The sequence below is a fragment of the Rhizobium sp. P2_G9 genome (genome assembly GCF_056403475.1).
Map to the genome: position 1 here is coordinate 1 of NZ_JBFUFK010000080.1, position 21,545 is coordinate 21,545.

At 59.1% G+C, this 21,545-nt stretch carries 13 protein-coding genes and 6 pseudogenes; 10 read left to right on the top strand and 9 right to left on the bottom strand.

The features are described 5' to 3' along the window. Positions 1-107: pseudogene (locus tag AC1DYF_RS38095) on the bottom strand (IS6 family transposase); the annotation flags it as partial. Between the two features lie 118 nt (positions 108-225). Between AC1DYF_RS38095 and AC1DYF_RS38100 the strand changes: the two are divergent. Further along, positions 226-1,269 carry an IS110 family RNA-guided transposase gene (locus tag AC1DYF_RS38100; RefSeq protein ID WP_477883858.1) on the top strand — a complete coding sequence of 348 codons (1,044 nt, stop codon included), beginning with the start codon at positions 226-228 and terminating at the stop codon, positions 1,267-1,269. Positions 1,270-1,533: 264 nt separating this feature from the next. Here AC1DYF_RS38100 and AC1DYF_RS38105 read toward each other — a convergent pair. After that, a pseudogene (locus tag AC1DYF_RS38105) lies at positions 1,534-2,928 on the bottom strand (ISL3 family transposase); the annotation flags it as partial. Positions 2,929-3,174: 246 nt separating this feature from the next. On the opposite strand from AC1DYF_RS38105, the gene AC1DYF_RS38110 reads away from it, so the two are divergent. After that, complete coding sequence (locus AC1DYF_RS38110; protein ID WP_477883836.1) at positions 3,175-6,360, top strand: M10 family metallopeptidase C-terminal domain-containing protein; 3,186 nt, start codon at positions 3,175-3,177, stop codon at positions 6,358-6,360. 332 nt (positions 6,361-6,692) lie between these two features. Here the strand turns inward: AC1DYF_RS38110 and AC1DYF_RS38115 are convergent, their stop codons facing one another. After that, entirely contained in the window at positions 6,693-7,043 is a 351-nt protein-coding gene (locus AC1DYF_RS38115) for a hypothetical protein (RefSeq protein ID WP_477883837.1), read from the bottom strand. Between AC1DYF_RS38115 and AC1DYF_RS38120 the strand changes: the two genes are divergently transcribed. After that, a complete protein-coding gene (locus AC1DYF_RS38120) occupies positions 7,044-7,190 on the top strand; it encodes a hypothetical protein (RefSeq protein ID WP_477883838.1) in 147 nt (48 codons plus the stop codon). 415 nt (positions 7,191-7,605) lie between these two features. Here the strand turns inward: AC1DYF_RS38120 and AC1DYF_RS38125 are convergent, their stop codons facing one another. The 3 genes and pseudogenes from AC1DYF_RS38125 to AC1DYF_RS38135 all read right to left on the bottom strand — a co-directional run. Next, positions 7,606-9,261: a putative bifunctional diguanylate cyclase/phosphodiesterase gene (locus AC1DYF_RS38125; RefSeq protein ID WP_477883840.1), complete on the bottom strand. Its 1,656-nt coding sequence runs from the start codon at positions 9,259-9,261 to the stop codon at positions 7,606-7,608. A 36-nt stretch (positions 9,262-9,297) separates the two neighbouring features. Next, positions 9,298-11,109: an ATP-binding protein gene (locus AC1DYF_RS38130; protein ID WP_477883842.1), complete on the bottom strand. Its 1,812-nt coding sequence runs from the start codon at positions 11,107-11,109 to the stop codon at positions 9,298-9,300. Between the two features lie 129 nt (positions 11,110-11,238). Beyond that, positions 11,239-11,409, bottom strand: a pseudogene (locus tag AC1DYF_RS38135) (EmrB/QacA family drug resistance transporter); the annotation flags it as partial. Between AC1DYF_RS38135 and AC1DYF_RS38140 the strand changes: the two are divergent. The 6 genes and pseudogenes from AC1DYF_RS38140 to AC1DYF_RS38165 all read left to right on the top strand — a co-directional run. Continuing rightward, positions 11,402-11,578 (top strand): annotated as a pseudogene (locus AC1DYF_RS38140) (IS21 family transposase); the annotation flags it as partial. The pseudogenes AC1DYF_RS38135 and AC1DYF_RS38140 sit on opposite strands and share 8 nt — an antisense overlap. Next, positions 11,568-12,308, top strand: a complete 741-nt coding sequence (gene istB / locus AC1DYF_RS38145) for an IS21-like element helper ATPase IstB (RefSeq protein WP_477883844.1) — start codon at positions 11,568-11,570, stop codon at positions 12,306-12,308. The pseudogene AC1DYF_RS38140 and the gene istB, both read left to right, overlap by 11 nt. Positions 12,309-12,532: 224 nt before the next feature. After that, on the top strand, positions 12,533-12,742 hold the full coding sequence (locus tag AC1DYF_RS38150) for a hypothetical protein (protein WP_477883846.1): 210 nt from the start codon (positions 12,533-12,535) through the stop codon (positions 12,740-12,742). Then, positions 12,723-14,828 carry a recombinase family protein gene (locus tag AC1DYF_RS38155; protein ID WP_477883848.1) on the top strand — a complete coding sequence of 702 codons (2,106 nt, stop codon included), beginning with the start codon at positions 12,723-12,725 and terminating at the stop codon, positions 14,826-14,828. Before AC1DYF_RS38150 ends, AC1DYF_RS38155 begins: the two co-directional genes overlap by 20 nt. A gap of 7 nt (positions 14,829-14,835) precedes the next feature. Further along, a pseudogene (locus tag AC1DYF_RS38160) lies at positions 14,836-14,988 on the top strand (ATP-binding protein); the annotation flags it as partial. An 81-nt stretch (positions 14,989-15,069) separates the two neighbouring features. Further along, positions 15,070-16,254, top strand: coding sequence for an ATP-binding protein (locus AC1DYF_RS38165; protein ID WP_477883850.1), 1,185 nt, complete (start codon positions 15,070-15,072; stop codon positions 16,252-16,254). Between the two features lie 457 nt (positions 16,255-16,711). On the opposite strand, the gene AC1DYF_RS38170 is transcribed toward AC1DYF_RS38165, so the two are convergent. Together AC1DYF_RS38170 and AC1DYF_RS38175 are read right to left on the bottom strand one after the other, a co-directional pair. Further along, complete coding sequence (locus AC1DYF_RS38170) at positions 16,712-17,848, bottom strand: substrate-binding protein (RefSeq protein ID WP_477883852.1); 1,137 nt, start codon at positions 17,846-17,848, stop codon at positions 16,712-16,714. A gap of 103 nt (positions 17,849-17,951) precedes the next feature. Continuing rightward, the gene (locus AC1DYF_RS38175) at positions 17,952-19,481 is read right to left on the bottom strand and encodes an HD domain-containing phosphohydrolase (protein WP_477883854.1); all 1,530 of its coding nucleotides are present in this window, start codon (positions 19,479-19,481) and stop codon (positions 17,952-17,954) included. Positions 19,482-19,756: 275 nt separating this feature from the next. On the opposite strand from AC1DYF_RS38175, the gene AC1DYF_RS38180 reads away from it, so the two are divergent. Then, on the top strand, positions 19,757-20,908 hold the full coding sequence (locus tag AC1DYF_RS38180) for a DUF2652 domain-containing protein (RefSeq protein WP_477883856.1): 1,152 nt from the start codon (positions 19,757-19,759) through the stop codon (positions 20,906-20,908). 244 nt (positions 20,909-21,152) lie between these two features. Here the strand turns inward: AC1DYF_RS38180 and AC1DYF_RS38185 are convergent. Next, positions 21,153-21,545 (bottom strand): annotated as a pseudogene (locus tag AC1DYF_RS38185) (DDE-type integrase/transposase/recombinase); the annotation flags it as partial.

A 21,545-nucleotide genomic window follows, 5' to 3' on the forward strand; every position in this document is an offset into this window, starting at 1 on the left:
TCGACCATCCGCAAGCTGAGAGGGAAACGGAAATAGAGCCACACCGCGTGGGCAATAATTTCAGCGGGAAAGCGATGGCGGCGGTACAGCGGGTCACGGTCTGTCATCGCCCGTCATCTCACATCGATATCCACATTCCGTTAAGTTGATGTGGTGGATGGCGCCCTCCGACGGCATCGAATGTGCCAGAATAGGTCTTTTCAAACCTTGAGAGGAGCGCCCACCATGGGGAAGATTACGACAATCGGTCTCGATATCGCAAAGAATGTTTTCCAGGTTCACGGGATCGACGCGGATGGACATGTCGTGCTGCGCAAGACGTTGCGGCGCAGCCAGATGCAACCTTTCTTCGAGACGCTTGCGCCTTGCCTGATCGGCATGGAAGCCTGCGCGACCGCCCATCACTGGGCGCGAGTGCTGTTGCAGGCTGGCCATGACGTCCGGCTGATCCCGCCCAGCTACATCAAGCCTTATCTGCGGCGGCAAAAGAACGACGCGGCCGACGCGGCCGCCATCTGCGAAGCCGTGACACGACCGTCGATGCGGTTCGTTCCGGTCAAAAGTCGGGACCAGCAGGCGACGTTGATGCTTCACAGCGCCCGCGAACTGCTGATTTCGCAGCGCACCGCTCTCATCAACGCCCTGCGCGGCCACTTCGCCGAGCTGGGTGTCGTTGTGCCGCAGGGTGCCCACAATGTCCGGCATCTCATCGCCCTCCTCGAAGACGAGCAACACAGCCCGCCCGCCATTCGCGTTGCCCTCATGCCCTTGGCATTGGCATTGACAGAGACGGAGACGCAGGTCGCCAAGCTCGACAAGGCTATCCTTGCTGCCCATCGCAACGACGACGTCAGCATCCGGCTTGCAACCGTGCCCGGAATAGGTCCCATCATCGCAACATGCCTTTCGGCCAGCGTTCCTGATGCCAAGCTGTTTGGGGGTGGCCGTGAGTTCGCGGCCTGGCTGGGCCTTGTCCCCAGACAGCACTCGACCGGTGGTAAACCAAGGTTGGGCACTATTTCCAAAATGGGCAACAGGCACCTGCGCAAGCTTCTTGTGGTCGGGGCGCACGCCGCGCTTTACCGGATGAGAAAGGAGAGCAGTGACACGCCCTTGGCGAACTGGGCGCGAGACTTGCTGTCGAAGAAGCCTTTCAAGCTTGTCGCGGTTGCTCTCGCCAACAAGATCGCCCGCATTGCTTGGGCGATCATGGCGCGGAACACGGACTTCCAGCAAGGCCCCACCACTGAAGGCCGAGCCTCGGCTTGATAGCGATAATGGCCTTGAAGGGCATCACAGTTGGCGGAGTGACAATGGCATGATGTGACAGCGAAAGCGGAATGGGCCGCACGAACCGAAGAACCCGTGGCATCGTTTAGCGCCTCAAAGCGCGGTAAGTTGATAGGGATCGGTTTGAGCGCAAAACATCAGGGCCAGCGGTCGCATCAAACCGCGCTTACAGGCCGGAGACATGACTGCACCCGACCCGCCAAGCTCAAATATCACCTAAATCACCTTGCCAAGCGGGCGCCATCCAGACATGACGATGCCAATCAAGCTGCTACGCGCATCAATGATCCATTGTTCGATGTCCGCGTCTACCTTCTTTCGGATCATCGCGTGGAACCGATCGATCAGATTCCGAGCTTCGAGCAGGGCAGGAACACCTGTTTCGATCGCGGCAACTGTGACTGCATCAGCCCTGCCAAGGTGATCGCGAGCCGTCGTCATCTGTCGCGCGATCGTTCTGGCAGACGGTACCCTTTGAAGCTGCTAATCGGAGGCTTGCTCGGCACGCCGCCGTCTGGTCGCCCATTCGCCGATGACGCGCAGACTGCCATGAAAGCCTCGCCGGCGCAGTTGTCGCCAAAGCTCTGCGCCATTGCGCTGCCCCGATGCCCAGAGCTCATCCAGCAATGGAAAGTATTGCTCGATCGAGCTTTGGCGGGCACGGAACACTCGGTTCTCAGGCCTCGCACGATCTGGCGCACGGTTCCGCGGCTGTGGCCTGTTCGACGGACGATCTCCTTAATTGCAATGCCATCTGTAGCAAGCTTGTTGATGATGGCGTTGGCTTCTTCGCGCCGGAGATAGCTTTGATATTGCAGACGTTCGGCGCAACTGAGCAGGTCAGGGTTGATCGCCGTGGCTCCGTGCAGCGCGGATCGCACGCATGGATTTGCGCACTGCCTCTAAAAATGCCGCACTGGCATTCTCCATCAGATGCCACCGATCTGCAACCTGAATGGCGCTTGGCAAAGCGGTGGCAGTTGCTTCGCCCTAGCCGCCACCCCGATCTCGGGAAACAACCTCGATATCGGGATGTTCGGCAAGGAAGGCGGCAACCGTGGCAACGTCCCGATCCGGCAAGAGCTTGACGATCCTGCGCCTCTCCAGATCACAGACAATCGTCCCATATTGGTGATTGCGGCGGAAAGCCCAATCGTCGATACCGGCAACATGCAGTCCGTCATCCGGCGTCGCAGATCGTCTTCTAACCATCCGGATCAGCGTGTCATTGCTGACCGGGATCATTAGTCTCTTGGCGAAGTTTGCCGCCGGTCGGCCGCCGAGAGCAAGCCCAAGATGATGGACGATATAGTCCAATCTGGAGGTCCGTCGTGAACGTTCTGCAAGCACATCGTCGTCGAACCGCTCGGCAAATATTTGCCGCTGGCACCATGCCACAGCACAGAAGAAGCGTCGCGCCACGATCTGAAGCCGCACATATTTGCCGCCAGCCGGCAGATCGGAAACCTGTCTAACATAACGGCTGTGAACCCGATCCGAGACCTCTCCGCAAACCGGACATGCTGCCTCATCTCCTGCCAGTCCCGCGACGACACAGATCGTATTGTCACTTTCAGCAATCGATCGAACTACCAATCCCAAAGGGATTAGGCAGGAAACCCCAAATTTCAGTGACATGGCCCTATCCTCCGCGGCTTACCTCGCAGAGATGGAACACTTAACTTCATCGAGATTGAGTCTGACCCAAAGTTCCTCGCATAATCACACTCGATTTGCTGCAGGCGAGATTGATCGGCGCGATCTAGCATTCCGCTCCAGCAAATATGCGTCAGAGCCAAAGTTCCGTGCTTAGTCACAAATGACGGAGCTGTTTATTTTTGGTAAGCTTCTGGAGGCTTTTGAGGTCCAGCGCGGGAGGGTGCGATGACCGCATACACACAGGTCCAGTCCGGTGATTTCACCGACCCTGCAACCTGGCACTATTCCGATGACCCGGATCAAAGCATTCCTGGCGCCGGCGACAGTGTCACTCTTATTTCAAACCTCAACGCCAACGGACAATCCGTTGCAAGCATCAATGGCATCGGTGTTGTCGTCGGCGGCATATCGGCCGGCACAATCTCGGAGGTAAGTCTCGGCGCAGGCCAGGTCAATGTCGGCACGCTCATCGGCGCCGCCATCAGCGGCGCGCAGGTTGCCGCAACCCATATTGACGGCCGTATCAGTGCGACCAGCGGCAGTCTGGATGTCTCCGCGGTCGATCTGGAAAGCGGTGACAATTTGTATAGCTACGGCGCCACCGTGACGATCAAGACGCTCAAGATTGCCGCTGGCCCTCTTGGTGTTTACGCCGGGTCCGTGACCGTTTCCGGCGCCACCGCGTTCACAGGCCGCGCGGGCATCGTGCAGGTCGGCTGGAACGACCCCTCGGTCTATACGGGCGGCACGTTGAACCTTAAAGGCGGGCTTCAGCTGACCGCGCTCGACAAGGGTGGCGACAATCTTCAGCAGTCGAGCGGCGTAATCGACACGACGACAGGCGGGACGACGACGATCGCCGGAGCCGTGCTGATCGACGCGATCAATGGCCTTGGCCCCTTCATGGGCTTGCATGTCGGCACGGGCGGTACACTGAACCTCACAGGCGCGGCGGTAATCGGCAAAACAGCTCAGGGCATCATCAATGTCGTCGGTGGCAAGGCGACTGTCAACAAGGTCGAGGCTGGCGTGCAGGCCGGCTCCGAGGGTGACATCGATGTCGGCGGACAGCTGACCGCCAATGGCGCGGTTACCCTCGGCGTCAAGGGCAAGGGCCATCTATCGGTGAGCGGCACCGAAACGTTCAAGACGCTTGTCCTCGGCAAGGAGCAGTCCGGCGAGGGCTCGATCGTTATGACCGGGGGCCAATTGACGGTGGGCGCAGTGGAGGTCGGCCTCAAGGGTGAGGGCTCCATCGAGGTCGATGACGGCAAGTTCAAAGCCAAGAGCCTGGTTCTGGGCGGCTCCGATCCCGACCCGGCCCATGCCGACGAGCAGCTCTGCGGCGAATGGGACTATAAAGGCGGCCATGGCTCGATGATCGTCCAATCCCTGTTGGGCAGCGCTACCGTCGCTACCGTCGCGACCAGCGTCACGCTGAAAGGCGACGGCATAGGCAGCGCTGTCCTGGCGGTCGGCGGCACCAGTGGCGGCGGAATGGTGATCGGCGGAGACGGCGCCGGCACGGCCAATGAGATCGAAATCAAGGCAAAGGGCGAACTGACCGGCCACGGTCTGGTCACGGTGGGTACGACAACCGCGGATGGCTACTCGGGCACGATCGTCAACGACGGCATGATCGTCGCCAAGGATGGCGTGCTCAAGCTCGACGCCTCGGTGTCGGGAACGGGTGACGCGCATATCGACGATCTGGCGACACTCGAAGTCACCGGCAGCTTCAGCGGCAATGTGGTCTTCGACGGCGAGACCCGCGCGGTGCTCAAGCTCGATAAGCCGAACCCTGATGATTTCAAGGGCGAGATCGGCAGCCTGGAAGCGGGCGATACGATTCATCTCGATTTTGCCGACCTTCCAGACGGCCTCGCCCACACGGAGATACGCGGCTCAAACCTGATCCTTACCTTCTCCAATGGGACAACGTGGAACTACAAGCTTGACCACGCCTATCGGAACGGCACCTTTACCATCAAGTCGACCGACAGCGCCGCAGACGGCCTCCCGACCGGTGTCGAACTCACCTTTCAGGATGCCAGCTCGCAAGTGCGCACAGGGCTGAGCGGAAAGCCGACCGGCAATGAGTTTCTCGATTCCCTCATCTGGGGCTGGGGCGCCTGGGCCAAGGGCAGGACAATCACCTATAGCTTCGGTTCGCAAGCGCAGGTGAAGGACGCCGTGCATTCTCACGGCGAAACTTACCTGCTCGACTGCGATAGCAAGGTCGGCACGTGGAGCGCAGACGAGGAGAATGCCTTCAAGGCTGCGCTGGACCTCTATTCTGAAGTGACCGGATTGCACTTTCGCGAGGTGAGTTCAGCAACCAAGGCCAATCTGACCTTCTGGGCGTCACACGATCTCCCGACCTTTGGGGGAAAGCCTGTGGCGGGTGCTTCCGAGGTGCCAGCCGAAGTATCGGACGGCCATTTGTGGCAGTTTTTCAACATTGATGTCCCCGGTTGGAAGTTCCTCAAGCCGGGCGGGGCGGGGTTTCAAACCATCGTCCACGAACTGGGGCATAGCCTTGGCCTTGCTCATTCGCATGACGGAGGCAGCGAGCCTGACCGTACCATATTCCCTACCAACAGGGATCTGGATTACCTCACCGTCATGTCGTACAACCGTGGTGTTCGGCCAGGCGATCCGGCACCGAGCGACCACTTTGGCGGCCCGGCTGGGCTCGGCGCTTTCGATATCGCCGCGCTGCAGGCCCTCTACGGCAAGAATACGGACACAGGCCACGGCGACACAACCTACTTGCTGCCCCAGGCAAACAGCCAAGGGACAGGCTGGTCCTCTATCTGGGATGTTGACGGTAAAGACACGATCAGCGCGGAAGGCGCCTCGACCAACAGCAATATCGACCTCCGCCCAGCGAATCTTACCGGGCCGTCTGCTGGTGGCTTCGCATCACATGTCATCGGTATCGCCGGCGGCTTCACAATCGCCGCGGGCGTGGACATAGAGAATGCCATCGGCGGAAACGGCGATGACCATCTGGTCGGCAACGACCTGGACAACAGGCTGCAAGGCGGGCTGGGCGACGACGCGTTCTTGGGAGGCCTCGGCAAGGATACTCTGATCGGGGGCGGCGGCAGCGATCGTTTCGTGTTCCAACATGTGAACGATTCCAGCGCGGCGGATGGCGAAGACACGATCCGCGATTTCTCCCGCGCGTCGAAAGACACAATCGACCTAAGTGCACTCGCCGGCGTAGGCCATCTTGACTTCATCGGCGAGGAAAAGTTCGACGGCAAGGGTGGCGAGGTGCGCTACATCCATGATGGCGGCGACACCATCGTCCAGGTCGACACGGATAGCGACAAGGCCGCCGACATGGAGATCGTGCTGTACGGCAATCGTCTGGATTTGGTGAAGGGGGATTTCATCCTCTGACGGCAGGCGCACGAGAGCAAATTCCGAAGTTCTCGTCGTATCGATACTTAAGGGATGGAATGCTCGTCGATCAATCAATGACTGTGCCACGCTTGCGGACAATAGTCGTGCGCGGCTTGAAAAAAGCTCGAGCGAAATGCGTGTGCCTTCCGAACCCCAGACACGTCACAGAACACGGCCAAGGCCGGATAGCTTATACGGCAAGCCGAAAACCACGGCCTCGCTGCCGTTTCTGAACGGAGGAAAGCTGCGGCCAGAGCCATGGCCTGACATCAATCCACAAGGGAGAACATCTCCCGTGCATCCGAATTCAAGTTAAGGTGACATCGCCGTCAAAACGCAAACGCATACCGGCCAAGATCATGGACGTGCACGCCTTTGATCAGGATCGTCGATCCGTCGTCAGCGGTGATAAGGGCGCCTTTATCGGTGTCTTCGATATGATGTTTCAGCTGATCGAAGTTGGCGATGTCCGGCAGCGCTGTTAAATCAATCACATCGTGATCCTTCACGATAAAGTCGGTGATTGTGTCATGGCCGCCGCCCGAGGCGAAAACGAAGGTATCGGACCCTTTGCCGCCATAGAACAGGTCGTCGCCAGTGCCGCCCGCCAGGCGGTCGTGCCCGTTCCCACCATGAATCGCATCGCCGCCGGCGCCGGATGCTCCCGTGGATGTGTTCATATGGGAAGCCTGCTTGGACGCCTTGCCGCCACCGAGGTTGAAGACCGTGAAATCCGGCCCTTCGACGACATTTGGGATTCCGATGTTGAGTTTCAGCAGGATTTGACCCTTTTTTCATTCCGCGTCGGCTCAGCAAATCCGATGTAACGAATTGTCCACAAACAACTTTCTTCGCCCTGAGTGGATCACGGTAAAGTGGAAAAATGGGTCAAACGGATCCGATAATTAACACCGCACCACCGGGCGGGCTGCAAAGCGATCTAACGTGCCGGTGGAATGACAGGATACATTCGCATTCTCAAACCTAAAGCCAAACGGATGTAGATCACGCGCCCCGATCTTCCCCTGCAACCTCGACCAACTGGTCAGATCGGGGCTGGTCTTCCACCTGTGGCAGGGCAAGTGAAAGTTCTACTTTGCGCCGGAGCGGACATTCCAACTTCCCCGCCATATATCATGTAAGTGGTCTGTCCAGCCGAAAGCCAATGCCGAAACTTTCGATCGGACCACTTTGACTTTGCGGTGCCAACACAAGATCTTTACAGACATAATCTTATGCTCCTCACCCACCCCGCCCGGAAAAACTCCGCGTCCGACAGACTTCGCGGATCGGTGCTTGGGTACGGCTCTCCCTCGTCAGTGTATTCCCCAAATCCTCCAGTAGGATGGGCCTCGAGAAATAATAGCCCTGGACATGGCGGATACTCGTGCATGCCCTGAGGTAGGCAAGTTCCTCGAAGGTCTCCAGCCCTTCCACCACGACATTCATGCCGAGCGAGCGGCTCAATGCTTCGATCGCCTTGAGGATGTTCTGGCTGCGGGGGCGCTGGTGCAGGTTGGTGATGAAGGAGCGGTCGATCTTGACCTCATCGGCGGTGATGTCTGCCAGCGCCGACAGCGACGAATAGCCGGTGCCGAAGTCGTCGATTGAGACGCGGGCACCGATCTCGCGGATCAGCGGCAGGATACTCTTCTGGAAATTGCTCTTAGAGACGAACGCCTCTTCCGTGATTTCCAGAATGAAGCGCCTGGCAAAGCCGGTGTCCGCAATCCTGTCGAGCAGCGAACGCATGAATTTCAGGTCACCGGCCTGCTTGGAAGCGACATTGAGGCTGATGGAGATATCCTCGCCAAAGGCCTGGTTGATGCGGTCGATCGAATCCACCGTCTTGTCGAGCACGAGGAAGGTCAAGTCATCCATCAGGCCGAGTTCGAGCGCAAGCGCAATGAAATCGCCAGGCGGCTGGATAACGCCGTCCTCGTCGATCCAGCGCAGCAATACTTCGACGCCCGACACACTTTCCCTGAGGATATCGATCTTTGGCTGGTAGGCGCAACTGACGCGCCGGTCGCGGATCGCAAGCCTGAGCCGCTGCTCGAGCCGGCTCTTTTCGATTGCCGCATGCTCGATCGTCGCGTCGAAGAATTGTACGAGCCCGGTGCCAGCGCTCTTACCGCGATACATGGCACGGTCGGCATTGGCCCGCAGCGCATCATAGTTGTGCCCATCGCGCGGATAAGTGCAGACGCCGATCGATGCGGAGGAGAAGATTTCGTTACTGTCGATATAATAGGGCTGCTTCAGCCGAGTGACGACCCTCGCCATCTCCGTTTGCAGATGTTCGACACTCTCCAAGGGCGACAGCAGAAGCAGGAATTCGTCGCCGCTCAGCCGCGCCAGCATGTCAGACGGGCGTAGATCCGCCGAGATGCGCTCGGAGATCTGCACCAAGAGCGCATCGCCGACATTGTGGCCATAGAAATCGTTGACATGCTTGAAGCCATCCACGTCGATAAAGGCGAGCGCAAATGCCGTTTCAGCCGACGAAATCAGCGCATTGATGCTCTGCTCGATCACGCGGCGGTTCGGCAAACCCGTCAGTTCGTCAAAATAGGCGCGCCGGATCAGCGCTTCCTCTCGGGCAAACCGCTCGGTTTCGTCGAGCAGCAGCGAAACGCTGTAGTTGTCGCCATCGACCGAGAATTCGAGGGTTTTGCTATTGAGCCTCCGCTCTCCATTCTGGCCACCGCCTTCGGCATGATACTTCCAGTCCGCTTCATTGGCAAAGGTGATCGACCCGTCCTGCGAGGCCAGTCGCATGCCGAACGGCAGCGCTTCGAACAGCCGCTGCAGTGTGACGGGCGCCACCGCAGCTTTCAGTGGCGGTCGCTCAGGGAGAGCCTCGTCATCCGTCCGTTCCGTACCGAGATTGCGCATCGCGTTTCCCTGGATATCAGCCGATCGTCGTCATGCTCAGATACGATTGCGGGGTCCGTTTCCAGACTCCATGGCCAGTGCGGCTTGCAGCCCGCGGGTCAAGGCGTTCTGGCTGAGCGGATCACCCGAGGCAGCGGGCTGATGGGTCGCGGCTGGCTGTGACTGTGCCTGTTCCTGGGGGCTGCCGACCGGGCTGCTCGTTGCCCTGCGCCAGCGATCTATCGCCTTTTCGACGTTGGCGGCACGTTCGCTCTCGCTTGCCGTCGTGGACGGCTCCCCCATCTGGTCGTTTGCCGGCAGTTGCTCGCGCGGCAGCCGGCGGAAGGAGAAGCGCAGCGGCAGCGGTAAGGCTTCGCCGACGCCGACCACCTCGCCCGTCCCGAGCGACGGTACGAAGGACAGCAGGTTGGACGCAGCATCGGAAACCGCCGAACGCAACAGACTGTGATCGCGCTCATTGGTCATGCGCATCATGAACAGCGTGCTGCACTGCGATACGATCGTCGGGTCGAGCTCGGCCGGACGCTGGGTGATCAGACCGAGATGGACGCCGTATTTGCGGCCCTCCTTGGCGATGCGCGACAAAGCCCGACGGGCCGGCGCAAAGCCGATGGAATGGTCAGCCGCGGCAAAACGATGCGCCTCCTCGCAGACGATCAAGAGCGGCGTGCCGCCATCGCTCCACAGGCCGAATTCGAAGGCAAGGCGAAGCACGACGCAAACGACGGCGTCGACCACCTCGCCCGGGAATTCGGCGAGCTTCAGGAGCGTGATGCCCTTGCTTGCGCTATTGATCGAAAACAACTGGTTGAGGACGGCCGCCATCGTGTCGCCGCCGACATTGGCGTTTTCGAACATGAAGGCGTAGCGCGGGTCGTTGCGGATCGTCTCGATCCTCGCCATCAAGCGATGATGGATCATGCGCGTGGCGCGGTTTTCGAGCTTGCCCATGCGCTCGTCGATCAGCGACACCAGGTCCTGGATCATATAGGGAGCAGGCGTGTCGACGGTGAAGCCGCTTTGCCGCGGGTGCCGGCGTGCCAGGCTGGAGCGGTCGCTGCCGCTCTTGAGATTGGAATAACTGCCCTTGGCGATCGGGATCAGTTCGGCAAGGATATCGAGTTCTTCCATGACCGCCGGCCGCCCGCCATAAAGCGCGTCGGTGAATTCCTCGAAATTGAACAGCCAGAACGGCAGCTTCAGGCTTTGGGCGTCAACGATGGAAGCCCGGCTGCCGAAGCAGTTGCCATATTCGTTGTGGACGTCGAGCATCAGCACCCTGACGTCCGGGCGCGCGTTGACAAGTTCCTTGAGGATGACGGCCGAGCCGGTCGACTTACCGACACCGGTCGAGCCGAGCACGGCGAAATGCTTGGTGAAGAGGCTATCTGCATCGATATAGGCCGGTACGCCGCCCTCTTCCTGCACTTCGCCGAGGCGAATGGGATGTCCGGCAAAGGAAGAATAGATGAGATGCAGATTGTCCTTGTCGAGCATTTCCACTTCATCGCCGATCGCTGGATATTGACGCACGCCGCGGTCGAACTTGATCGCGCCACCTTCGGCAAGATGGATTTCACCCATCAGGTCGACGCGGGCGACGGCATGACAATTGTCGGCCGCATTGCTCGACCGCGCTGCAGCTGAAATCTCGCTGATCATACCGATCGAGCCGCCGCGGGGATGCTTGAGCACGACGAACTTGCCGACCGTGGCGCGCGGATGCCCTACTGATGACGGGGAAAACAGCTCGACATTGGCTTCAGAGCCGCGGCAGGACAAGACCTTGCCAAGAACATTGCTCGCCGACCAACCAGAAAATGCAGTATTGTTGACGCTGCCCTGCACGTTTAGCTCCCCAAGTTCGATGTGATGGGCAAGCTAACCGAGCGGCGACTTATTAAGTGCTAATATTCTCCACGATGTGAATCGACGGTTAACGAGTTTGGAACTGAACTTAACCACAAGGGCATTGAGCTAGTGCGCGCCGCCGGCTGATACTGATCCCGACTTCTTGAGGAAAAGCGAAGCGACCGACGCGACGATCAGTGCGACGCCCAAAAGAAAGAAGGTGTCGCTGAACGCCATGATGTTGGCTTGCTTGCGAAGCTTGACGGCAATTGCCAACACAGCCTTATGCGTGGCGACCAAGACGCATGTGCTGAACCTGCTGCACCGGTTGATCGACGGCAAGACGACCGACGGTCCCGACATCGATACGCCACAGGCGCTGACCTTGCTGCGTGAACCCAAGGACAATGTCGAACGCTATGATGGCCTACGCGCCCGGATCGCAGGGGGTCGCCATGCGTCATGACCCCGCAAGTGCTGCCGTCGTCATCATGCTACGGAGCCTGAAGATGTATGGCATGGCCCAGGCTGTCACGGACCTTATCGAGCAAGGGGCACCAGCCTTTGATGCGTCCGTGCCCATCCTGTCCCAGTTGCTGAAGGCCGAGATAGCCGAGCGCGAGGTCCGCTCCATCGCCTATCACATGAAGGCTGCCCGCTTCCCTGCCTACAAGGACATCTCCGGCTTCGACTTCGCCGCCAGCGAGATCAACGAGGCCACCGTGCGCCAACTACACCGATGCGAGTTCATGGATGGGGCGCAGAACGTTGTCCTTATCGGTGGCCCTGGCACTGGCAAAACGCATGTCGCGACCGCTCTTGGAATCCAGGCCAGCGAGCATCATCGCCGAAAGGTCCGTTTCTTCTCGACCATCGAATTGGTCAATGCGCTGGAGCAGGAGAAGGCCAAAGGCAAGGCAGGCCAGATCGCAGAGACCTTGGTTCGTCTCGATCTGCTGATCCTGGACGAGTTGGGATATCTGCCGTTCAGCGCCTCAGGCGGAGCACTACTCTTCCACCTGCTGAGCAAGCTCTACGAGCGGACCAGCGTCGTGATCACCACCAATCTCAGCTTCAGCGAGTGGGCCACCGTCTTCGGCGAACCGAACATCGGATGCTGCCGCCAACCTCGACGGGCTGGTGCATCATTTAACAGTTATCGACCGGCGTCACAGCCTCGCTGGGCAGCAGCTTGAGCTTCTGCTTTTACGCTCAGCGCGTGGCCCTGACTTCGTGGTTGTGCGCCTGGCCGACGGGCGGCGTCGGTCCATTCGGCGGTCGGCGACGGATCTTTCGGCCACAGTGCCGGACGGTGATGACCCTTCATTTACGCCGGCCCGCGTTGATGTGCGAGTTCTGCTCACATTGATGCGCCATTTGAACAGCACCTTGGCCTCCCGTTTCGAGGAGGTGATTCGCGATGAACATTCAGCCGAATCCGTGCCGCGTTGCGTCCCAGACAACTACAAGAGTTCCAGTCCGCGCCACGGTAAAACTGCCACGCCTGTGGTTCAACCTACCGGCGGAGACGCAGCGGCAGATCGCACAATCGCTGGCGGCGTTGCTGCTTCGCAAGCAGGCAACGGAAGCGTCGGTCGAGGCGAGCCGCCATGCTGAACAGATCGAATAACATCGACGAGCGGGTGACGGCGGAACATCGTGGCAAGCTGGCCTACATCTACATCCGCCAGTCTTCTGTAAACCAGGTGCGGCATCATCAGGAAAGCACCGAATTGCAGTATCGTCTCGTCGATCGAGCCGTCGCCCTGGGTTGGCCACAGGAACGCGTTCAGATCATCGATGAGGATCTCGGCAAATCCGGTTCTGGTGGCGTCGAGCGCGAAGGCTTTCGAAAGCTGATCGCCGAGATCGGTCTGGGCAATGCTGGGCTTGTGATCAGCCTCGATGCTTCCCGCCTCGCGCGCAACAATCGTGATTGGCATCAGCTCCTCGATCTTTGTTCACTCTTCGGCGTGATCATCGCTGACGGCGAGCGCCTCTATGACCCTTGCGCCTACCATGACCGCCTTCTGCTTGGATTGTCCGGCATCATGAGTGAAGCTGAGCTGCACCAGATCAGACTACGCCTTCACCAGGGTGAGCGTCAAAAAGCGGCGCGCGGCGAGCTGCGCCTTCCCGTACCAGCAGGGTTGTCGCATGATCGCTCGGGAGGGATCATCCTCAATCCCGACGAGGAAGTGCAAGCGCGGCTCACGCTGGTCTTCGCCAAATTCCGAGAATTGCATACCGCACGAGCGGTGATGCGCTATCTACGCCGCAATCATCTGCTGCTTCCCGTACGTCCCCTTCTTGGCCCATCGCCCCATGATGTCGTGTGGCGAGAGGCAAATAGTGCACGGGTTCGCAGCGTTCTTCAAAATCCCGCCTATGCCGGAGCGTATGTTTACGGGCGACGGCGACTGACAAGTGGACGAATTCGACGCGGCATTTATTGTCCGAAGACGATGAAAGTCCCTGTCGCCGAGTGGGAGGTTTGCCTGCGGGCCGCCCATCCCGGTTACATCGGCTGGGAGGAGTTCATGGAGAACCAAAGACAGCTGGCGAATAACGTCAACCGATATGAAGCCGGTCATTCGGGCGCGCCACGCAAGGGGGCAGCCCTGCTCCAGGGTATTGCCGTGTGTGGGCGCTGCGGCCACCGGATGAGCCTTCGCTACACCGGTCCTGCCGGCAACTATCCCGTCTATACTTGCCGGTCCGATCGGGATCAGGAGGCCGGACCGCTTTGCCAGGAAGTGCGCGCCTTGCCGGTCGATGCTCAGGTGGAAGCGTTGCTTCTCGATGCCCTAAAGCCCGACCGGATTGCCATTGCCGTCGCAGCGCTTGCCCAGGTCGAAGAAGAAACGCGACAACTCGAGCGGCAATGGGCGCTGCGACGCGAGCGCGCTCGATATGAGGCCGAACGTGCCCGCCGGCAATATGATGCAGTCGAGCCTGAGAACCGCCTGGTGGCACGCTCACTGGAGCGGGTCTGGGAAGAGAGATTGCGCGCCGTCGAGGCGATTGAGCAGGATTACGAGCGTTGGCGCTGTGACGAGCCGCTTGTCCTGACGGAAGCTGACCGCGATGCACTGCTGAAGCTCGGGGAAGACCTGCCGGGCATTTGGCATTCTCCGTCGACAACAGCGGCCGAAAGGAAGAGCATCCTGCGTCTCGTCATTCGTGAGGTCATCCTCGATCAGAAGCGTGAGCGAGGGCAGGTCTGGTTCAAGATCCATTGGCAGACCGGGGCGACGAGCGAACATTCTCTGCAGAGGCGCGTCCACACCTATAGCGACTATATCGATCCGGAGCATCTGCGGCGGCGTGTGACCCAGCTCAATGCGGAGGGCAAGATGGACAAGGAAATCGCAGCGACGTTGGATGCCGAAGGCTTTCTGGCCGCCCGCGGCTGCCGGTTCAAAGGCGAGAATGTCTGGCTTCTGCGCAAACGATGGGGTGTCCCTACCGTCAAGCTAAATGGGGTCAGCGCTAATCCAGCCCGATGGTCCGACGGAACCTATTCGGTCCAAGGCGCTGCAGTCGCCTTGGGCATCACGCCCCAAACTGTTTTTGATTATCTTGAGCGTGGTTGGTTGAAGGGCCATCAGCTTGTCAAAGGGCAGCCTTGGCAGATCGACCTTTCCGGCAATCAGATTGAAGTCCTGAAAGCACAGATCGCACGCAGGAGGCGATCGAAAAAGGAGGCATTATGAAACCCTTGGTGACGCCAAGATGACGACCGCTCTGCTCGATCGTTTGACCCATCGTTGCCATATCCTGGAAACAGGAAACGACAGCTTCAGATTCAAAGCCAGCTCGGCCGCCGCCGCACAGAAGAGAGGAGAAAAAGCCAACCCCTTGACCAAACCCTGATCAGAAAACCATACTCAGAGGTTGCTCACTTCTCGGTGGAAACCGGCTCAGTTCCGCGTGGAAACCAACAGGCTTAGCCGAATGATTGAGCCACGAGTGCTCATCGAGGTTCTGGATTTTGTTTGCGATAGCCTTGCCTATTCCGTCGTTGCGATTGAGCCATCATATGAGCGGCCAGTAAAGTTTGCCGGCACGGAATTCATAAGGATCGGCGAAAACAAGAAAAAGCTCGCCGAGTTTCCGGAGCATGAACGCGCGCTGTGGATAGCGACCGGCCGCCGACGTTTTGAAACTGCGGTCGCAGCGTCGAATGTCATCGCAGACGACGTTTTCGCAATGCTCGACCCCGATCCGATTTACGACCTGACCGGAGAACCTAAGCCGAAGAATCCTCAGGAAACCATCCGAAAGATGGCCGATGCTGGCTTCCTGCTCGACAACCTCGAAGGCAGGTTCGACATTACCAATCTCGGGGCGATCATGTTGGCGCGTGACGTCACGGCTTTCCCTTCCATCGCAGGAAAGACGGTTCGCATCGTGAAGTACGCCGGCCGTGACAAGTCCCGGTCTGACTTCGAGCAAGAGGGCAAGAAGGGATATGCCGTCGGCTTTACCGGAATGATGCGCTTTCTCATGGAGCGACTACCGAAAGAAGAGCTATACGTTGATGGCGTTCGGCGCATGGTGCCGCATTTCCCGGAAACTGCCGTCCGTGAAGTCATAGCCAACGCTCTCATCCATCAAGATTTTATGGCGACCGGCGTCGGTCCGGTTGTCGAAATCTATGACAACCGCATTGAAGTCACGAATCCAGGCAATTCCTTGATTAGCACCGACCGTATTCTTGATGAACGCCGGTCGAGAAACGAAAAGCTTGCTGCGACCATGCGTTCACTCGGGCTTTGCGAAGAGCGTGGCGGCGGCCTAGACAAAACTCTGATCGAAATCGAAGCGCGGCACCTCCCTCCTCCCGACTTTATCTCGTCAGAGAATTCGATGCGCGTCGTGCTGTTTGCTCCGAAAAACTTCGGCCAGATGTCGAAGACGGAGAAGCTGCGCGCATGCTTCTTTCATTGTGTCCTGCGCTGGCTCACCCACGACTACATGAGCAATGCGACGCTTAGAGAGCGATTCTCACTCGCGCAAGAGGAATATCAGGCCGTTTCATCGATTATTGCCGAGTCCATCAAGCTTGGCCGGATTGCCCCTGCAGATCCAGATCAGGGCAAACGCAATGCGCGTTATATTCCGTACTGGGCAGCATGAGGGTCACGTCCCATTACTGAGCTTCGCTTGAACAGAACCGAACGATCGGCATCATCATTTGACCGAGTTTTTCCACCAGTAACCCATTGGCGACGACCACATGCGCTGATCAATGATGCCTTCACGGTACAGCTTGTACGCAACCATTGAATGGCTCACCTGCCGCGACTCCGTGATCGCAGATATACGGGGAACACCACGCTCCTGCGTAGCGCCGACAAGGTTGGCCTCCGCTGCTATCTCGGGTGTGGGCGGCAGAATGCGCCCCGCTACATCATCGCAGAGTGTTTCGACAGCATTGCTTGGTCGACCACTGCGTGCTCCGGTAACTATTGCGCCAAGAGAACAGAAAACCGTCTAGGCGAAATCCGGCAAGACGCTGCAGACTTACAAGTGCCGATCCTGGGCGCCGGAGCGCATGATACTCGCTCCGGCGCGGTGCCGGCCGCACGGATGATCAGTTCACGATACTCAGTTCGGACCGGGCAGTTGCGGAGGGCATCTCCTTCGGATCGACGACGCCGAGATCTTTCACAACCTCGAACTTCCCGTTCCGCGCCTGGGCGATGTACATGTTCATGCGCAGGTGATGTTGGCCAGCGACCATTGCTGCCGGACCACCCGGAGCTTGGTCGATGGACGCATGATCGAGCGCTTGAATGACTGCGCGCTGATCGAGCGTTCCGGCCTCTCTTACCGCCGCCTCCCAGAGCTTGAGTGCCTTGTAGTGACCCGAACAGCCACTTCCGGCGGTGAACATGGCGCTGCCCGGAAAACGACGGTTGTAGTCCTTGAGCAATTCCCGGCTGAAGGGATCGTCGATACCCTGATAGTAATCGAGACAGCTGTAGAGACCCTCGACATGCGCGGCCGGCACCAGGTTCAGGAAATTCTCATCGAAGTAGGTGCAGACGATTTTTCCGCCCTTGGCGATGAAGCCCGCGTTGTGGAGTTCCGCGAGGAACGGCGAAAGGCCAGGTGGCACGATCGTGTTGAAGACCACCTCGGTTCCAGTCGACATGATCTTCGCGACGGTCTCGCGGTAGTCGGTGTGATCGAGGGGGAAGTATTCCTCGCCGACGATCTCGCCGCCGCACTGGGCCACCATCTTCTTGGCCGCCTTGTTGAGCAAATGCGGCCAGATATAATCGGCCGAAGGCAGGTAGAACTTCTTCGCACCCGTCTTCTTCATCAGCCATGGGATCAGCGGCTCAACCTGTTGGGCCGGAACCGGGCCGGTGCAGAAGATCAGCGGGTCGTCTTCCTGCCCCTCGTATTGTTCGGGATAGATATAGAGTCTCTTGCCTCTCTCTGTCGCCTCACTCCGAATGGCTTGGCGGGTGGAACTGAAGATGCCGCCAACCACCAGATCGACCTTGTCAACGTTGACGAGTTTGGCCGCGGCAGCCTTCGCGGCTGCATCTTCCGTCCTGCCGTCTTCGATTATCAGCTCGATTGGCCGACCGAGAAGGCCGCCGGCCTCGTTGATGTCCTCGATGACCATTCGGCAAACATTCGCGTCGGCGATCCCCATGAAGGATAGTGGGCCGGTAAGTTCGGCAATCACGCCCACTTTGATCGGTGTCTGTTCCATGTCTTTATCTCCTCTCCATGTCCTGGCCCCGATGGCTCAGTGACTGTGAGAAGGATGCCCGCCCAAGCAGCATCGCGCATGGGGTGAACTCCCTATACGCGGTTCAGCGCATCAGGAGACCGTTCTCGACTGCGAACAATGCCGCTCCGGCGCGGGTTGTGACTCCGATTTTGGAGTAGATGTTCTGGATGTGGTTGTCGGCGGTCTTTGGCGAGATACCGAGCTTCTCCGCGACGTCCTTCAGCGTGAACCCTCGCGCGATCAGGCGCAGCACTTCGATTTCGCGCGGGGTCATACCCGCAAGGCGCGGGGTGATATTTCTGCGCGAGGGCTGCCCGGCGACGGTAAGCACCGCCTCGGCAGCATCCTGGCAAAATCGTCCCTCGCGTATCCAGGTGCGCACCATCGAGGCCGCAGCCTCATCATCCAGCGCCGGGCGCTGGGGCCGTTCCTCGCGCGCGGTTGCATAGACTTCAGCCGCGGCGAGAACGCGCGCCGCAGGCGACAGATCGGAGCCATCGACCTGGCGGTAGAAACCTGATCGATCAAGACATTCATGGTGGCGCGAGACCAGTACCGCCGCGTCCACACCGGCCTCTCCGAGCGCCGAAAGCGCGCGTTCGCCGTAGTAGGGATGCAGTTTCGCCGTATCGGCTTCCACGGGTAACATTGGCCCCTTCCTGATCCAGGACGCCACCGGCACGCAGAGTTCGCCGATATCATGAACCAGCCCGGCCCACCGTGCGTTCCGCACATCTGATTCCGGAAGCCCCATATGTCTGGCCGCCGCCTCGGCGAGATCGGCCACCGCCCGGGAATGTCCATGGGTGAATGGCATCCGCATGTCGACCATGTCGGCGATCGCTAGATAGGCAGCGTCACATGCCTTCTCGTCAAAATATTCGACTGGCTCCGGCTCCAGCCCAAGAACCATCTCGCGTGTGATATGTTCGTCGATCCCTTCCATCAGGGTGTGCGCGTTTTCGGACATGAGCATCGCTAAGCTGGACTCGTAGGGACCATCGGACCGGGAACCGACGATCCGGGCCATCTCATCGACGCCAAGGGCTTCCGCCAGCGCGACAGCGTCCTGGGCCAGTGTGATGACACGGACTGCCGGCAGAACCTCGTCACCCGAAAGCCCGCGGGGCATGCCGCGACCGTCCCAGCGTTCGTAGATCTGCCCGAGATTGCGCCGAATATCTTCCGTCAATCCGAGGCGCTCTCCGATCCTTTGCGCAATCTCGCAATGTGCCGTCAGGATCGGAAGCGTAACCTTGAGTGCACCGCTGAGACTTTCCTGAATTGCGCGTTGTTGTTCATCTGGTGCAAGTTCGGCGAACAGGCGCTTGAAGGCGTTCACAAATACCTGTCCGACTTGCGCTTTGTCGCCCATGTCGAGACCGGCAAGTTCCTTTCTCAGCGCAATCTCGTCGCCAAGGGCTGCTGCCATCAGATACGAGTCTGCATTGCATCCGACATAGCGCAGCAGCGCCTGGTGATAGACGTTGCGCCGGCCCTGTTCATCGAAGCCTGCCAGCTCCGCAAGCCGCATTCCGAGAACGCAGGATCTGAGTGCGAAATTGCGTGAGTGGCCAGTCGCGAGATCCGAAGCGTAGGCCAGAACCATCATGAAGTCGGCTCTACGCATTCTTGGAGCAGGCATGCTCAATCTCCCAGAAGAGGTGCAGCTGTGGGAGCTTATCACAACGCGTCGTCTTTGCGACTCGCGCGCGTCCGCCCCAATTTTGTTCGTGTAGCCCGATCTGCCTTGCAAACGGCAATGCCTCAGGCGGGAGAGTCATTCAGCTGCCGTGGGATCACGTCCAAGGCGACCGCCAGTTCCATAATTCGCTATTCGTCTCGGCCGAGATGTGAGAGTATTGGCTAGCGGGGAGGATCAATGCAATGCTTCCGCAAGCCGAAAACGCTTGTTTCCTGATCGCCGACATCAGCGGCTATACCGGCTTTCTCGCCGGTGTCGAACTCGATCATGCACAGGACATCATCGCCGATCTCATGGACACGGTGTTGAAATACCTGCGCCCGCCCTTCAGGCTCGCCAAATTCGAGGGTGACGCCGCTTTCGTCTATGCGGTCGGCGACAGCTTTGATGGGCACCTCGTTCAGGACGCTATCGAAGGCTCCTATTTCGCCTTCCGCAGGCGGCTTCGCGACATCAAGCAATCGACATCCTGCGAATGCAACGCTTGCAGCCGGATGCAGGACCTCGATTTCAAGTTTGTCTGCCATCACGGAACGTTCATCCGGCAAAAGATGGGCGGACGCGAGGAACTCGCCGGCCGCGACGTCATCCTCATCCATCGCCTGCTGAAGAATGAGGTGAACGAACGGCTGGACGGCCATGCCTACGCGCTGTTTTCCGATGCCGCAATCCAGGCCATGGGCATCGATCCGGTCGCGCAAGGCCTCATGGAGCACCAGGAATCGATCGACATCATCGGCGACGTGACCTGCTGGCTGCGCGATCTTGAAGCAGCATGGCAAGCGGAAACCGATCGCCAGCGTCACGAAGTGACCCGCGACAATTCGGCGATGGTGCTGGAATTCGAGATCGGAGCGGCGCGTCCGGTGGTCTGGGAATACTTCACCTCGCCTGGCCAGCGGCCAAAATGGCGCGCCGCGGATGAAGTCCGCGAGACTGCCCGCAACGGACGTCGCGGTGCTGGTACCGTCAATCACTGCATGCACGGCAAGGCGGCGATCATTGAGGAGGTGCTGGACTGGCGTCCCTTCGACTATCTGACGCTGACCACCCTGCTGCCGGCGCCGGGGGCGCCGAAGATACCTATGACCTACACTTTCTCCGAACACGCCGATGGCCGCACGACGGTCGAAATTCGCATCGCCAAGCCGAAACCGAAGGACAGGGAATTCCTCTCCAAAGTCGCCGAGACCTTCAAGGACCATATCACCCACGAGGTCGAAGCGCTGCGGCTGATCATCGAAGGCCAGGATGCGGGTCTGGCAGCGATCGAAGAGCCGCCCGTGCCGATATCGGCACAACGCTTTCAGCATCAACCCTTCCATGCACACTGACCTTTTGATAGCGGAGAGCTCCCGAAAGGTCAGGTCACGAGTCAAATGGCTTCGCTCTCGATGCAGATCTTGCATGCACCCGATTTCCAATCTCAAATAGCAAGCGCCGCGACGATCATGGTCGCCGCGATTGCGTATAAGTGTTCCGCGTGCCGGTGGTTATCGATCGGGACTTGCCGTGGTTATAGCGGGCGCGTCGCAAAGATTTTCGGGGGCCGCAATTATCCCACGAAGGGCGTCATTTTCATGCTTTGTTAACTTTTTGAAGTCCGAATAGGCGCGCAAGTAGATCATTCTGATCGTTGACGGTCCAGCCGCCAGAAAAACAAAATCCCTTCCGCAACCACAGCATGGCTTCGAAACCCGCGATTGTTCTTCGGGCGGTGTTGAATGACCGGAACCCTCCGATCTTGGGCATGTTCTTCTTGACCCGGAAATGGTCGCTTTCGATGCCTTACTGGAGATGCTTGGTGACATAATGCACAGGCTCTGGGTGGAGCAGTCCCTCTTCGACGGACGTTTTGATGGTCGAAGGAAAGGTATTGGCGCCGTCGGTGCCGATTTTGTCGGGTGACAGCAGTGGCTCATCCTTCAGCATCTTGCGAAAGGAGCGCTTGGCGGCGTCGAGGTCGCGCCT